This is a genomic window from Streptomyces sp. NPDC020299 (genome assembly GCF_044387825.1).
Classification (GTDB): domain Bacteria; phylum Actinomycetota; class Actinomycetes; order Streptomycetales; family Streptomycetaceae; genus Streptomyces.
In genome coordinates, this window is the sequence record NZ_JBIRWL010000009.1 from 68,878 (window position 1) to 82,979 (window position 14,102).

General features: G+C 73.1%; 13 protein-coding genes. 6 read left to right on the forward strand and 7 right to left on the reverse strand.

Features of this window, described 5'->3' with window-relative positions:
- Positions 1–20 precede the first annotated feature (20 nt).
- Complete coding sequence (pssA, locus tag ACH45E_RS23240) at positions 21–839, forward strand: CDP-diacylglycerol--serine O-phosphatidyltransferase (RefSeq protein ID WP_361440222.1); 819 nt, start codon at positions 21–23, stop codon at positions 837–839.
- 531 nt (positions 840–1,370) lie between these two features.
- On the opposite strand, the gene ACH45E_RS23245 is transcribed toward pssA, so the two are convergent.
- Complete coding sequence (locus tag ACH45E_RS23245; RefSeq protein ID WP_361439344.1) at positions 1,371–2,507, reverse strand: glycerate kinase; 1,137 nt, start codon at positions 2,505–2,507, stop codon at positions 1,371–1,373.
- Positions 2,508–2,681: 174 nt separating this feature from the next.
- Between ACH45E_RS23245 and ACH45E_RS23250 the strand changes: the two genes are divergently transcribed.
- From ACH45E_RS23250 to ACH45E_RS23265, 4 genes are all read left to right on the forward strand, one after another.
- Positions 2,682–3,782, forward strand: coding sequence for an ADP-ribosylglycohydrolase family protein (locus tag ACH45E_RS23250; RefSeq protein ID WP_361439346.1), 1,101 nt, complete (start codon positions 2,682–2,684; stop codon positions 3,780–3,782).
- On the forward strand, positions 3,783–4,277 hold the full coding sequence (locus tag ACH45E_RS23255; protein ID WP_361439348.1) for an NUDIX hydrolase: 495 nt from the start codon (positions 3,783–3,785) through the stop codon (positions 4,275–4,277).
- 154 nt (positions 4,278–4,431) lie between these two features.
- Positions 4,432–4,821: an SseB family protein gene (locus ACH45E_RS23260; RefSeq protein ID WP_361439350.1), complete on the forward strand. Its 390-nt coding sequence runs from the start codon at positions 4,432–4,434 to the stop codon at positions 4,819–4,821.
- A gap of 58 nt (positions 4,822–4,879) precedes the next feature.
- On the forward strand, positions 4,880–5,617 hold the full coding sequence (locus tag ACH45E_RS23265; RefSeq protein ID WP_361439351.1) for a Sir2 family NAD-dependent protein deacetylase: 738 nt from the start codon (positions 4,880–4,882) through the stop codon (positions 5,615–5,617).
- A gap of 21 nt (positions 5,618–5,638) precedes the next feature.
- On the opposite strand, the gene ACH45E_RS23270 is transcribed toward ACH45E_RS23265, so the two are convergent.
- The 6 genes from ACH45E_RS23270 to ACH45E_RS23295 form a co-directional block, all read right to left on the reverse strand.
- A complete protein-coding gene (locus tag ACH45E_RS23270) occupies positions 5,639–6,124 on the reverse strand; it encodes a methylated-DNA--[protein]-cysteine S-methyltransferase (RefSeq protein ID WP_361440225.1) in 486 nt (161 codons plus the stop codon).
- A gap of 41 nt (positions 6,125–6,165) precedes the next feature.
- Positions 6,166–7,635, reverse strand: a complete 1,470-nt coding sequence (locus ACH45E_RS23275) for an AlkA N-terminal domain-containing protein (RefSeq protein WP_361440228.1) — start codon at positions 7,633–7,635, stop codon at positions 6,166–6,168.
- 341 nt (positions 7,636–7,976) lie between these two features.
- Positions 7,977–8,486: an O-acetyl-ADP-ribose deacetylase gene (locus tag ACH45E_RS23280; protein ID WP_361439352.1), complete on the reverse strand. Its 510-nt coding sequence runs from the start codon at positions 8,484–8,486 to the stop codon at positions 7,977–7,979.
- Positions 8,483–9,892: an NAD(P)/FAD-dependent oxidoreductase gene (locus ACH45E_RS23285; RefSeq protein WP_361439354.1), complete on the reverse strand. Its 1,410-nt coding sequence runs from the start codon at positions 9,890–9,892 to the stop codon at positions 8,483–8,485. Before ACH45E_RS23285 ends, ACH45E_RS23280 begins: the two co-directional genes overlap by 4 nt.
- A 108-nt stretch (positions 9,893–10,000) precedes the next feature.
- Positions 10,001–10,858 carry an inositol monophosphatase family protein gene (locus ACH45E_RS23290; RefSeq protein ID WP_361439356.1) on the reverse strand — a complete coding sequence of 286 codons (858 nt, stop codon included), beginning with the start codon at positions 10,856–10,858 and terminating at the stop codon, positions 10,001–10,003.
- Positions 10,859–10,961: 103 nt separating this feature from the next.
- Positions 10,962–12,773, reverse strand: coding sequence for a gamma-glutamyltransferase (locus ACH45E_RS23295; RefSeq protein ID WP_361439358.1), 1,812 nt, complete (start codon positions 12,771–12,773; stop codon positions 10,962–10,964).
- 234 nt (positions 12,774–13,007) lie between these two features.
- On the opposite strand from ACH45E_RS23295, the gene ACH45E_RS23300 reads away from it, so the two are divergent.
- Complete coding sequence (locus tag ACH45E_RS23300) at positions 13,008–13,961, forward strand: glycoside hydrolase family 11 protein (protein WP_361439360.1); 954 nt, start codon at positions 13,008–13,010, stop codon at positions 13,959–13,961.
- Positions 13,962–14,102 lie beyond the last annotated feature (141 nt).

Sequence of the window (14,102 nt, forward strand, 5' to 3'; positions counted from 1 at the left end):
CGGAGACACAGGCGGGCTGGGTGCCTGAGGCGGACGAGGTGACCGAAGAGGAGGAGATGCCGCTCTCTCTCCGCCTCTCGATAGCGGACACCCTCACCCTCGGCAACGCCACGTGCGGGTTCATGGCGGTGTACTTCACCACCACCGGCATCCTGATCCCGCACCTCACGGGCGACCAGGAAACGGGCATGGCCCGGCACAGCGCGGCCACGGCGGTCATCCTCATGCTCTGCGCGGCGGTCTTCGACCTGTTCGACGGCCTGGTGGCGCGGAAGCTGCGCTCGTCCCCGATGGGCGCGGAGCTGGACAACCTCTCCGACCTGATCAGCTTCGGCCTGGCGCCGGCGTACTTCGTGCTGGTCTACGGCATGGTCGCGGACGACGCGCACCAGAGAGTGGCGGCGCTGGGGGCAATCGTGGTGCTCCTGGCCGTGGTCCTCCGCCTGGCGCGCTTCTCGTGCGTGACACCGGCGAACGGCATGTTCCAGGGCATGCCATCCCCGTTCGGCGCGCTGACGGTGGTCTCCATCGTCCTGCTGGAGCTTCCCTTCGTGGCGACGCTCCTCGCCATCCTCGGCACGGCGTGGCTGATGGTGAGCCGCGTGGAGTACCCCAAGCCGCGGGGCCGCCTCGCGGTCGCGATGCTCTCCTGGATCGTCCTCTCCATGGGCCTCCTGGCCGCCTGGGCCTTCGACGCCCCCAGCGGACAGCTCCTCCTCCAGACGGGCTGCGCCCTGCAACTCGTCATGGGCGCGGTGATCCCCCTGTTCGCCACGGCCCGCCGGGTGAACAACTTCCGCGACAACCGCCGCGAAGCCCGAGCGGCCCAACTGCCGTAACGCTCACCCTGACGCTGGCCCTGGACCTCCCCGGTCCGGGGCCTTCCGTCTTTCACGAGCCCGCCCAACGCACCGACACGCCGGCCACACCAGAAAGAAAGCCAGGGCCAAAGCCCTCTGAAGGGGCGCGGGGGACGCAGTCCCCGCCGGGGGCCCCGGCCGTCCAGAGTGCAGGGGACGCAGTCCCCGCAAGGCCGGGGCTGGGGTCCCGTCCCCGCCCTGGACCTGGGCACGGCCCCTCCGGGGTGCTGGGGACGCAGTCCCCGCCCTGGGCCGGGGCGCGGCCCCAGAGGGGTGCAGGCGACGTACGCCGGCCGGAGGCAGGGGGCGCAGCCCCCGGAGGGGTGCAGGGGACGCGGTCCCCGCTTGGGCCAGGGGGCGCAGCCCCCGGTGGGAAGGGGCGCGGCCCCAGAGGGGTGCAGGGGACGCAGTCCCCGCCGGGGGCCGGGGGCGCAGCCCCGGTGGGGTTGGAGGGGCGGAGCCCCTGGGGATGGGAAGGGTAGGGGCGGCGGGGGCGAGGAAACGGCTGGGTCAGGTCAGGAAGTCGTGGGCGATGGATTCTGCCACGCGTTCCAGGATCGGGCCCGCGTCAGCGATGCACGCGGCGACATCCGGCTCGACGCCGGTCAGCGGGTAGGCCCGCCGGATCCCCGCCCGCCCGAGCGCCTCCGGCGGCAGGGCGAGCCGGCCGCACACCGCGACGACCTCCTTGCCCGCGGCCCGCGCCGCCGCGGCCACCCCCGCGGGAGCCTTCCCGTGCAGGGTCTGCTCGTCCAGGGACCCCTCACCGGTGATCACCAGCTCCGCCCACGCCAGCGCGGGCGCGAAGCCCAGCACGTCGAGCATCACCTCGATGCCGGGACGGAACACGGCACCGAGGAGCAGAGCACCGTATCCGATGCCCCCCGCGGCACCCGCCCCCGCGGACGCCGCGTACTCCGCCGCCTGAGGCCCGACCGCGGCCTCCAGCACCTTCGCGTAGTGCGCCAGCGCCGCGTCCAGCGCTTCCACGTCGTCCGGCGAGGCACCCTTCTGCGGCCCGTACACCGCGGGCGCCCCCTTCGGCCCGGTCAGCGGGTTGTCCACATCGCTGGCCAGCACGAACTCGACCGAGGACAGCCGCGGGTCCAGACCCGACAGGTCCGCACGCGCGAGATCGGCCAGCCCGCCCCCGCCCGGCGGCACCGGCTCCCCCTCCTCGTCCAGGAACCGCGCCCCCAGCGCCGTCAGCATCCCGGCCCCGCCGTCGGTCGTCGCGCTGCCGCCGACGCCGAACACGAGGGTCCGCGCCCCCGCGTCCAGCGCGGCCCGCAGCAACTCGCCGGACCCGTACGTGGACGCCGTGAGCGGCGCGAAGACCCCGGCCGGCAGCCGCTGCAGCCCGCTCGCCTCGGCCATCTCCACCACCGCGGTGCCGCCGCGCAGCGCGAACGCGGCGGTCACGTCCTGCCCCAGCGGCCCCGCGACCCGGACCTCGCGCCGTTCGAACCCGGCGGCCACCGCCGCGTCCACGGTCCCGTCACCCCCGTCGGCGACGGGCAGCGCCTCCACCTCGACGTCCGGCACGACCCGACGCAGACCCGCCGTCACCCGCTCCGCGACCTGCACGGCCGTCAGCGAGCCCTTGAACTTGTCCGCGGCGACGAGTACCCGACGGGTCCCGTCCACAGAAGCGTCCGCCACCTTGCATTCCCCTTGCTCTCCGGGCCCGTCGCACGTCAGGGCCAGTCGCGCCGCTGTGACCTTAACCGGCGGAGCCCTCCGGCGTCATGCCCCGCCCGAACCCTGGGAACCTCCTGGCATCCGGCTGTGCGCGCCCCGTAAACCGGGTACATCTCAGCCATGACAGCTGTGCGCACCGAGCCGGAGCTCGCCGACCGCGTCCTGGGCGGCTGGCTCGGGCGGATCGCCGGGAACATGCTCGGCAAACCGGTCGAGCAGGGCGAGGTGTGGACGCGCGAGCGCATCGACCGCTATCTGCGGCTGGCCGCCGCCCTGCCGCTCACCGACTACCTCCCGGAACCGGCCGACGAGAGCGACGGCCTCGAGCTGCGTCCCGAGTGGCGCCAGTGCGTGCGCGGCCACATCCACGGCAGCTGCCGCGACGACGACGTCGACTACGCCATCCTCGGCCTGCACCTGCTGGAGACCCACGGCTTCGACTTCAGTACCGAGCAGGTCGGCGATCTGTGGCTGCTGCGGCTGCCGTACCTCCAGACGTTCACGGCGGAGCGGGCCGCGTACCGCAATCTCGCCAACGGGCTCAAGCCGCCGCTGACGGCCACGTACGACAACCCGTACCAGGAGTGGATCGGCGCCCTGATCCGCGCCGACGTCTACGGCTGGACCTGCCCGGGCGCCCCGCGCCGCGCCGCCGATCTGGCCCGCCGGGACGCGGTGCTGTCCCACACCGGCAACGGCGTGTACGGGGCGATGTTCGCGGCGGCGCTGGTCTCGGCCGCGTTCACCGCCCCGACCGTGCGCCACGCCCTGGACACCGCGCTCACCGTCGTCCCGGCGAGCAGCCGCCTGGCCCGTATGGTGCGGCGGGTCGCCGCCCTGCACGGGGCCCGGATGACGTGGCAGGACACCCTCGCCACGGTGTCCGAGGAGACGGCCGGGCTCGGCTGGATCCACACCGTCCCGAACGCGGCCGTGCTCACCGCCGGCCTGCTGTACGGCGACGGCGACTTCACCCGCACCATCGCCCTCACCGTCCGCGGCGGCCTGGACACCGACTCCAACGGCGCCACGGCCGGATCCGTGGCCGGTGTCCTGAACGGTGCGGCGGCCATCCCGGCGCAGTGGAAGGACCCGCTGGAGGACACCGTCCGCAGCGCGGTGTTCGGCTTCGACGGCGTACGAATCAGCGCGCTGGCGGAACGCACCCTGCGCCTGGCCACGGCGGACGGCCGGCAGGCGGCGCCCGGATACCCTGCGTGAATGACCACCGCTCAAGACTTCGCCACGTACATCGCCGGCCTGCCGCGTGTCCTCGCCGGTGCCGCCGTGCTCTTCCGGGACGCCGAGGGGCGGGTGCTGCTCGTCGAGCCGAACTACCGCGAGGGCTGGGCCCTGCCGGGCGGCACGGTCGAGTCGGACGACGGGGAGACACCGCGCCAGGGGGCGCGCCGCGAGACGCTGGAGGAGATCGGGCTCGACGTGGAGCTCGGCCGGCTGCTGGCGGTGGACTGGGTGCACGGGACGGGACGGCCGCCGCTGGTGGCGTACCTCTACGACGGCGGGGTGCTCGCCGAGGACGAGTTCAAGGCGATCCGCCTCCAGGAGGAGGAGCTCCTGTCCTGGCGCCTCGTCCCCCGCGAGGAACTGGCCGCCCACCTGCCCGGCTCCTCGGGCCGCCGCGTCCTCGCCGGCCTGGACGTACTGGCGGAGGGTGTGGGGACGGCGGAGCTGGAGAACGGCCACCGCGTCGGATGACCACCCTTCCCGCATATCCCGTATCTCCAATATCTCCCATATCTCCTATTTGTCGGCCAAGATCGGTTTAAGGGAGGGCTGCGCAGGGACTCGGGCCGTCGGGCGCGCATATGGACGCAGGCGCGCACATGGACGCGACGGAGGAGGACACCCCATGAGCACCCCGCATCCCGAAGGCGACGCACAGGTCGACGCGACCGCGGCGGCGGAGGACACCCAGGCCGCGCTGATCGATCTCGCGAACAGCGTCGCCCTCGTCCCGCAGGCGCTGCCACCCGAAGGTGAGCAGCCACCCGAAGGCGCACTCGCCCTGCCGGTGATCGAGCAGGACGGCAACCGCTATGTCCCCGTCTTCACGTCGGACGACTCGCTGGCCGCCGCCGGGGCCGATCCGGCCACGGCGATCAGGATCCCGGTCGTCGAGCTGGCCGTGAACTGGCCCGACGACGACCTGTGGCTGGCGGTCGACCCGTCCACCGAGGACGGCATCGCCCTCCCCTCCGACCTGGTACGGGCCCTGCCCCGGTTCAGCGGGCTCACCTGACCCCCGGCGCCCGATAACCGTTCGCCGCCACCGAGTCCCCCGCCCTACCCTCGGCCCCATGACCAGACCTCTCGTCGCCCTCCTCAGCGGCGCCGGTATCTCGACCGACTCCGGTATCCCGGACTACCGCGGGCCGGGCGGGCTGTGGCGGCGGGATCCGGAGGCCGAGAAACTCGTGACGTACGAGTACTACATGGGCGATCCGGAGATCCGGCGGCGGTCGTGGCAGATGCGGCGGCAGAACCGGACGCTGGAGGCCGAGCCGAACGCCGCGCACCGGGCGGTGGCCGAGCTGGAGCGAGCCGGGTTCCCGGTGCGGGTGATCACGCAGAACGTGGACGGGCTGCACCAGCTCGCCGGGCTGCCCGCCCGCAAGGTGCTGGAGCTGCACGGCACTGCGCGTAGCGTGGTGTGCACCAAGTGCCATGCGCGGGGGCCGATGGAGGACGCCCTCGCCCGGGTCGAGGCCGGTGAGGAGGATCCGCCGTGCCGGGAGTGCGGCGGCGTTCTGAAGTCGGCGACCGTGATGTTCGGGGAGCGGCTCGACCCGGTGGTGCTGGGGGACGCCCTGGCGATCGCCAAGGCCTGCCAGGTGTTCATCGCCGTCGGCAGCAGCCTTCAGGTGCAGCCGGCCGCGGGGCTGGTCGGCGTCGCCGCCGACCACGGTGCCCGGCTGATCATCGTCAACGCCGAGCCGACGCCGTACGACGACCTCGCCGAGGAGGTCGTACGGGAACCGATCGGCGCGGCGCTGCCGCGGCTGCTGTCCGCGATGACTCAGGAGTACGGCGCCTAGTCCTTCCGGTCCTTCCCCGGGCTAGAACAGCGCCGTGCCCCGCTCGAAGTCCAGCAGGCGCTGCTTGCGGTCGAGGCCGCCGCCGTAGCCGGTGAGGGAGCCGCCCGCGCCGATCACCCGGTGGCAGGGGACGATGATGCCGATCGGGTTCCTGCCGTTGGCCAGGCCGACGGCCCGGGAGGCGCCGCGGTTGCCGAGGGCATCGGCGAGTTCGCCGTAGGAACGGGTCTCGCCGTAGGGGATGCGGCGCAGCTGGTCCCAGACGCTTTGCTGGAACGGGGTGCCGTTCAGGCGCAGTTCGAGGCTGAAGTCCTTCAACTCCCCGGCGAAGTAGGCCTTGAGCTGGTCCTGTGCCTCGGCGAAGAGCGTGTCGTCGCGGTCGCCGAAGGTCTCCTCGGGCGGGCGGTGACGCTGGCCGGTCATGTAGAGGCCACACAGGACGCCGTCGGCGTCGGCGACGAGGGTGAGCGGGCCGTAGGGGCTGTCGATGACGGTGTGCTGCTTCATCTTCATGCTCATGGGAGGTCCTTGCGTGGGCTCGTACGGGCTTACACGGGGAGGAAGTTGATGGGGTGGCTGTCGGTCGCCCACAGGTACTGCACGGCGTACGCCCGCCAGGGCCGCCAGGCCGCCGCGCGGGCGGTGAGGGCGGCCGGGGTGGAGGGCAGGCCCAACTCCTGGGCGGCGCGGCGGATTCCGAGGTCGGTGGGGAGGAAGGCGTCGGGGTCGCCGAGGGCGCGCATCGCGATGACGTCGACCGTCCACGGGCCGAAGCCGGGCAGGGCGAGCAGCCGGGCGCGGGCTTCGGCCCAGTCGCTCTCCAGGCCCAGGTGGAGGGAACCGTCGGTGAGTTGGCGGATCAGGTTGGTGAAGGTGGTGCGCCGGGTGCGGGGCATCGCCAGTGCCTCCGGGTCGAGGGCCGCGAGGGCCTGAGGCGGCGGGAACAGGTGGGTGAGTCCGCCTTCGGGGTCGTCGACGGGCTTGCCGTGGGCGGTGACCAGGCGGGCTGCGTGGGTGCGGGCGGCGGCCGTGGAGACCTGCTGGCCGAGCACGGCCCGCATGGCGAACTCCGCCTCGTCGACGGTCCGTGGCACGCGCCGGCCGGGAGCCTTGTCGACCAGGGGCGCGAGCAGCGGGTCGGTGCGCAGCTGGTCGTCGACGGCCACCGGGTCGGCGTCCAGGTCGAGCAGCCGGCGGCAGCGGCTGATGGCAACGGTCAGGTCGCGCAGGTCACTGAGGGTGAGGCGGCAGGCGATGTGGTCCGGGGCGGGGGTCAGCGCGACGATGCCGTGGCCGTACGGCAGCCGGAGCGTGCGCCGGTAGGCGCCGTCCCGCCACTCCTCCACGCCGGGTACGGCGGTGGCCGCGAGGTGCCCGAAGAGGTTGTCGGGGTTGAGCGGGGCGCGGAAAGGCAGGCGCAGCGAGAGTGTGCCCGGTGTGCCGGGGGCGTTCCGCTTCGGTACCCGGGCGCGCAGTTCGCCGGGCGCGAGGGCGAAGACCTCGCGGACGGTGTCGTTGAAGGTTCGGATCGAGGAGAATCCGGCCGCGAAGGCGATCTCCGCCATGGGCAGCGCGGTGGTCTCGATGAGCAGACGGGCGGTCTGGGCGCGCTGGGCGCGGGCGAGCGCGAGCGGGCCGGCGCCCAGCTCGGCGAGGAGCTGCCGCTCCACCTGCCGGGTGCTGTAGCCGAGGCGGGCGGCGAGGCCGGGCACGCCGTCGCGGTCCACGACCCCGTCGGTGATCAGCCGCATGGCGCGGGCCACCAGGTCGGCGCGCTGGTTCCACTCCGGGGAGCCGGGGCTGGTGTCGGGGCGGCAGCGCTTGCAGGCCCGGAATCCGGCCTGCTGGCAGGCGGCCGCGCTCGGGTAGAAGGTCATGTTCTCGGGCTTGGGCGGCACGGCCGGGCAGCTGGGCCGGCAGTAGATACGGGTGGTCAGGACGGCGGTGAAGAACCAGCCGTCGAAGCGCGCGTCCTTCGACTGCACGGCGCGCACACAGCGCTCCCGGTCGGTGTGCATCCCTGTCTGCATGCGTCCAGGATCGCGCAGTCGCCCCGGGCCGGGCTGGCGGGAATCCGACATCAACCTCGTGTGTGCTGCGTCTGCCCGGATCGCCTGGGTCGCCTGGGTGCCGGCCGGCGCACGGATGACGTCTTCGGGCAGCCCGGGGTTCCGGGCTGCCTCCTCGGCGGCCTCGCGGTCGCGCAGCAGCCTGACCAGGAAGCGGGCGGGCAGTCCGGGATGCCGGGCCGCCGGGCGTCGGTCGCGGCCCGGTACCGCACCTCGGCTTGCGGGCGAGGAGGCGGCGGCGAGCGGAGGTCATCGTGCCGGCTTCCCGCGGGCCGCCGGGGCCGCTCGGCTCAGCGGACCGCGTTGCCGAACGCCTCGTACGCCCGTTCGTCGAAGAGGACGAACCGGACCTCCTCGACGGTTGTTTCCGTGGTGCGGACCGTCTCGACCGCGATGCGGGCGCCGTCGTCCATCGGCCAGCCGTAGACGCCGGTGGAGACGGCCGGGAAGGCGACCGTGCGGGCGCCGAGTTCACCGGCCACGCGGAGTGATTCGCGGTAGCAGGAGGCGAGCAGGTCGGAGCGGTCCTCGGTGGAGGACCAGACCGGGCCGACGGTGTGGATCACCCAGCGGGCGTCCAGGTCACCGGCCGTGGTGGCGACCGCTCGGCCGGTGGGCAGGCCTTTGCCGTAGTGGGAGGCGCGGAGTTTGCGGCAGTCCTCGAGGATCGCGGGGCCGCCGCGGCGGTGGATCGCGCCGTCGACGCCTGAGCCGCCCAGGAGGGAGGAGTTGGCCGCGTTGACGATCGCGTCGGCGGTCTGCCGGGTGATGTCGCCGCGCACGAGGGTGATGGTGGTCATGCCTGCCGCAGCCTCCTCCATACGGCCTTGGCCGCGTTGTGCCCCGACATGCCGTGCACGCCGGGTCCCGGCGGGGTGGCCGACGAGCAGATGAAGACGGCCGGATGGGGGGTGTGGTACGGGAACAGGGACAGTTTGGGGCGCAGCAGGAGCTGCAGCCCGGAGACCGCGCCGGTGGCGATGTCGCCGCCGACGTAGTTGGCGTTGCGGGCGGCCAGTTCGGGCGGGCCGGCGGTGGCGCGGGCCAGGACGCGGTCGCGGAAACCGGGGGCGAAGCGCTCCAGCTGGCGTTCTATGGCGTCCGTGAGGTCGCCGGTCCAGCCGTGCGGCACATGGCCGTACGCCCAGAAGACCTGTTTGCCCTCGGGGGCCCGGGTGGGGTCGGCGACGCCGGGCTGCACGGTGATGAGGAACGGCGGGTCGGGTGCGCGGCCGTCCCGGAACACCGCGCGCAGGGCGGTGCCGATCTCCGCGCTGTTCGCGCCGATCTGCACCGTGCCGGCGCGGCGTGCCTCGGGCGCGGTCCACGGCACCGGGCCGTCCAGCGCGTAGTCGATCTTGAAGACGCCGGGGCCGTAGCGGTAGCCGTCGTAAGTGCGGCCGAAGCCGGCGATGCGGGCCAGCGCGGTGGGCGAGGTGTCGAAGACGTACGCCCGGGCGGGCGGCAGGTCGTCCAGGCGCTTGACCTCGTAGTCGGTGTGCACGGTGCCGCCGAGGTCCTCGAGGTAGGCGGCGAGGGCGTCGGAGATGGACTGGGAGCCGCCGCGGGCCACGGGCCAGCCGCGGGCGTGCGCGGACAGCGCGAAGACCAGGCCGATGGCGCCGGTGGCGAAGCCGTCGAGGGGGGCCATGACGTGGGCGACGAGACCGGCGAAGAGGGTCTTGGCGCGTTCGTCGCGGAAGCGGCGCATCAGCCAGGTGGAGGGCGGCAGCCCGGCCAGGCCGAACCGGGCGAGGGTGACGGGGTCCCGGGGCAGCGCGGTGAGCGGCAGGGACATGAAGTCGCGGGCCAGGGTGTCCCACCGGCCGAGGAACGGCTCGATCAGCCTGCGGTACGCGCCGGCGTCGCGCGGCCCGAAGGAGGCGGCCGTCTCGGCGACGGACCGGGCCAGCACGGCGGCCGTGCCGTCCGGGAAGGGGTGCGCCATGGGCAGGTCGGGGTGCAGCCACTGAAGGCCGTACCGCTCCAGGGGCATCGCGCGGAAGGCGGGCGAGTTGATGCCGAGGGGGTGGGCCGCGGAGCAGGGGTCGTGGCGGAAGCCGGGCAGGGTGAGCTCTTCGGTGCGGGCTCCCCCGCCCACGGTGTCGCGGGCCTCGAAGAGGGCGACGGAGAAGCCGCGGCGGGCCAGTTCCACGGCGGCCGTCAGGCCGTTCGGTCCCGCACCCACCACGACCGCATCGAGCATCGACGGCACCTTGGGACCCCTTCGTCAGCCGATGGCCACTCGGCCTCAGCATATGCCGGTGCACCGGCGGTGCCCGGCGCGGGTGGCTTCGGCCGGGTGACGGGCCGGTCAGGCCGGGGCGCGCAGCAGTTCCACCACACGACGGGCCGTGGCCGTGTCCCGGGCCGCGGTGAAGGGCAGGGCGTTGCCGCCCGTGATGCGGAACGGCTCGCCCGCGAGCGTGCGGTGGTCGCCGCCCGCCTCCTCGACCAGCAGCAGCCCGGCGGCATGATCCCAGGCCGCCTCCCAGGAGAAGGCGGTCGCGTCCAACTCGCCGCGGGCGACGGCGAGGTACTCAAGGCCCGCCGAGCCGCACGGGCGCGGGGCCACGCCCGGGGTCCACAGGCCGAGCAGGGCGCGCTTCTGCTCGTCCGTGGTGTAGTCCGGGTGGGAGGTGGCGACGCGCAGGTCCCGGCCGGGGGCGGGGGTGCCGGCGTGCAGCGGCTCGCCGTCCAGGAAGGCGCCCTTGCCCCGTGCGGCGGTGGCCAGTTGGTCGAGGGCGGGTGCGTAGGTCCAGGAGGCGAGCGTGCGGCCGCGGTGGGCGAGCGCGACCAGGGTGCAGAAGCCGTCGTCGCCGTGCACGAACTGCCGGGTGCCGTCGACGGGGTCGATGATCCAGACCGGCGCGTCGCCCTGGATCGCCTCGTACGTCGCCGGGTTGGCGTGCACCGCCTCCTCGCCCACGACGACGGAGCCGGGCAGCAGCGCGCCGAGCCTGTCCGTGAGGTACTGCTCCGCCAGGCGGTCGGCGTCGGTGACCAGGTCGTGCGGTCCGCTCTTCTGGTCGACCTCGTGCGCGGCGAGCCGGCGGAAGCGGGGCAGGATCTCGGTGGCGGCGGCCTTGCGGACGGCCTCCTCCACGTCGGCCGCGTGGCGGGTGAGGAACGTGTCGAGAAACTCGTCGATGGTTTCCGTGTGTCCGATCATGCCTCCATGAGAGCACGTGGCACTGACAATCCCCGCCGGGGTGGTGGACACCGGGTGGAATCGGGTTGAAGAAGCGGGGTGCCGCCTTGCGGCAGAGGCGGTGTCAGCGTCCCACCGCGTACCCCTGCATTCCCCGCGGATTGGCCGCCGCCGACAGGATCCCGCTCTCCGGATCCCGGGCCACCGCGCACAGGCGGCCCTCGGACCAGGCGGGGCCGACCGTGACGTCGTGGCCGCGGCGCCGGAGTTCCGCGACGGTCCCGGGGTCGAGGCGGGACTCGACGGTCACGCTGCCGGGGCGTCTGCCGCGCGGGTAGAAGGAGCTCGGGAAGCTGTCGTTGTGCCAGTTGGGTGCGTCGATGGCGCCTTGGAGGTCGAGGCCGCCGCGGACGGGGGCGCGCAGGGCGACGGCCAGGAAGAAGTGCAGCTGCCACTGGTCCTGCTGGTCGCCGCCGGGGGTGCCGAAGGCCAGGACGGGCACGCCGTCGCGCAGCGCGAGGGAGGGGGTGAGGGTGGTGCGGGGGCGGCGGCCGGGGGTGAGGGTGTTCGGCAGGCCCTCCTCCAGCCAGGTCATCTGCAGCCGGGTGCCGAGCGGGAAGCCGAGTTCGGGGACGACCGGGTTGGACTGGAGCCAGCCGCCGCTGGGGGTGGCGGCGATCATGTTGCCCCAGCGGTCGACGACGTCGAGGTGGCAGGTGTCGCCGCGGGTGCCGCCATGGGCGGTGATCTCGGGCTCGCCCGGGATCTTCATCACGGTGGGCTCGCCGACGCCCATCGGGTCGAAGCCGGGTTCCTCGTCGGCCGTCACGCGCGCGTGCCCGGGCAGCCGGGGCGCCCGCCCGCCGGGGCTGCCGGGCCGCAGCTCGTACGAGGCCTCCTCGCCGACGAGCCGTCGCCGCCCGTCGTTGTACGCCTGCGACAGCAGCGTGTCGAGGGGCACCTCGGCGGCGTCCCCGTACCAGGCCTCCCGGTCGGCCATGGCGAGCTTGCAGCCCTCGACGAGCAGGTGGACGTAGTCGGCACAGCCGTACGGGGGCAGCTCGGGCGGGAGCAGGGCGAGCTGCTGGAGGAAGGCCGGGCCCTGGCTCCAGGGGCCGGCCTTGCACACGGTCCAGCCGTTCCAGTCGTGCGTCACCGGCGTCTCGTAACTCGCGGACCACCCGGCGAGGTCGGCGGCGGTGAGCGTGCCGGTGTGCCGCTCGCCGCTGGTGTCCAGGGTGGGGCGGGCGGCCTGCCGGACGAGCGCCTCGGCGATGAAGCCCGTGCGCCACACCTCGCGCGCGGCCTCGATGCGCGCCTCTCGGTCGCCGGCTCCGGCGGTCTCGGCGAGCAGCCGCTTCCAGGTGGCGGCGAGGGCGGGGTTGCGCAGCAGCTCGCCGGTCCGGGGTGCCCGGCCGCCGGGGAGGTACAGCTGGGCCGAGGAGGTCCACTCCGTCTCGAACAGCTCCCGTACGGTCTCCACGGTGGCGCCGACGTTCTCCACGGGCGCGTGCCCGTGCTCGGCGTATCCGACGGCGTACTTCAGGACGTCGTCGAGGGACTTGGTGCCGTGGTCGCGCAGGAGCAGCATCCAGGCGTCGAACGCGCCGGGGACGGCCGCCGCGAGCGGTCCCGTACCGGGTACGAGATCGAGACCGAGGCCCCGGTAGTGCGCGGCCGTCGCCCCCGCCGGCGCGACGCCCTGCCCGCACAGCACGCGCACCTCGCCGCCCGCCGGGGCGAGCAGGACCGGCACCTCGCCGGCGGGCCCGTTGAGGTGCGGCTCGACGACGTGCAGCACGAAGGCGCCCGCCACGGCCGCGTCGAAGGCGTTGCCGCCGTCCTCCAGCACGGCCATCGCCGTCTGCGAGGCCAGCCAGTGCGTGGAGGACACCATGCCGAAGGTGCCCTGGAGGGTGGGGCGGGTGGTGAACATACGGCGCAGGCTATCGAGTTGCCTCGTGAGGTCGCCCGGGCAGTGCACTTCGAATGTTTCGAAGGTGTCACTTCACATTTCGATCTATGGGACTCCAGGCAACAACACCCCAGGAAAGAGTACTGATCAGCGACTCCTCACCCAAACGAACATTTCGAAATATTCACCGAAACCATTGACGCTTGGCAGGGTCAGACCAACACTGGCGCCGTTGTCAGAGAGGAGGAAGCACGTATGCGCACACTCAGGAGTACCTGGACCCTCGCGCTGGCCGTCGTGGCCGCGCTGGTCCTCGCCGGCACCGCCCGTGCCGACACGGTGATCACATCGAACCAGACCGGCACGAACAACGGCTACTTCTACTCGTTCTGGACCGATGGCGGCGGATCGACCTCCATGAACCTGGGCTCCGGCGGCAGCTACAGCACCTCGTGGAGCAACAGCGGGAACTTCGTCGCCGGCAAGGGCTGGGCCACCGGCGCGCGCCGGACGGTGAACTACTCGGGCAGCTTCAACCCGTCCGGCAACGCGTACCTGTCCCTCTACGGATGGACGACCAGCCCGCTGGTGGAGTACTACGTCGTCGACAACTGGGGCACCTACCGGCCCACCGGGACGTACAAGGGCACCGTCACCACCGACGGCGGCACGTACGACATCTACGAGACCACGCGGTACAACGCCCCCTCCATCGAGGGCACGCGGACCTTCAACCAGTACTGGAGCGTCCGGCAGTCGAAGCGGACCGGCGGCACCATCACCGCGGCCAACCACTTCGACGCCTGGGCCCGCTACGGGATGAACCTGGGAACCTTCAACTACCAGATCCTCGCGACCGAGGGATACCAGAGCAGCGGCAACTCCAGCATCACACTGAGCGACGCCGGTTCCGGCGGCGGCTCGGGCGGCGGTGGCGGCACCGGAGGCTGTACGGCGACGCTGTCCGCGGGCACGGCGTGGAGCGACCGCTACAACCTCAACGTCGCCGTCAGCGGCTCCAGCACCTGGACGGTCACCATGAACGTCCCGTCACCGGAGAAGATCATCGCCACCTGGAACACCAACGCCACCTACCCCACCAGCCAGACACTGACCGCCAAACCCAACGGCAACGGCAACAACTGGGGCGTGACCATCCAGACCAACGGCACCTGGACCTGGCCGACCGTCTCCTGCAGCGGCGGTTAGCGCCGTTCCGTCGGCCGCGCGCCGACCACCCGTCAGCGGTGAGTCTCAGTGATCGCGCAGGCACGGAGCGAGTTTTCCCTTCCGTCTCACAGAGAGTCATGTGAGACTGGCGCCCCGCCCGCGGTGCGGACCCCCCATCCG

Coding starts and splice junctions, on each gene's coding strand:
- ACH45E_RS23250 (WP_361439346.1), top strand. CDS start 2,682: ATGACAGCTGTGCGCACCGAGCCGGAGCTCGCCGACCGCGTCCTGGGC.
- ACH45E_RS23280 (WP_361439352.1), bottom strand. CDS start 8,486: ATGACCACCATCACCCTCGTGCGCGGCGACATCACCCGGCAGACCGCC.
- ACH45E_RS23295 (WP_361439358.1), bottom strand. CDS start 12,773: ATGTTCACCACCCGCCCCACCCTCCAGGGCACCTTCGGCATGGTGTCC.
- ACH45E_RS23265 (WP_361439351.1), top strand. CDS start 4,880: ATGACCAGACCTCTCGTCGCCCTCCTCAGCGGCGCCGGTATCTCGACC.
- ACH45E_RS23290 (WP_361439356.1), bottom strand. CDS start 10,858: ATGATCGGACACACGGAAACCATCGACGAGTTTCTCGACACGTTCCTC.
- ACH45E_RS23285 (WP_361439354.1), bottom strand. CDS start 9,892: ATGCTCGATGCGGTCGTGGTGGGTGCGGGACCGAACGGCCTGACGGCC.
- ACH45E_RS23260 (WP_361439350.1), top strand. CDS start 4,432: ATGAGCACCCCGCATCCCGAAGGCGACGCACAGGTCGACGCGACCGCG.
- ACH45E_RS23300 (WP_361439360.1), top strand. CDS start 13,008: ATGCGCACACTCAGGAGTACCTGGACCCTCGCGCTGGCCGTCGTGGCC.
- ACH45E_RS23275 (WP_361440228.1), bottom strand. CDS start 7,635: ATGCACACCGACCGGGAGCGCTGTGTGCGCGCCGTGCAGTCGAAGGAC.
- ACH45E_RS23255 (WP_361439348.1), top strand. CDS start 3,783: ATGACCACCGCTCAAGACTTCGCCACGTACATCGCCGGCCTGCCGCGT.
- ACH45E_RS23270 (WP_361440225.1), bottom strand. CDS start 6,124: ATGAAGCAGCACACCGTCATCGACAGCCCCTACGGCCCGCTCACCCTC.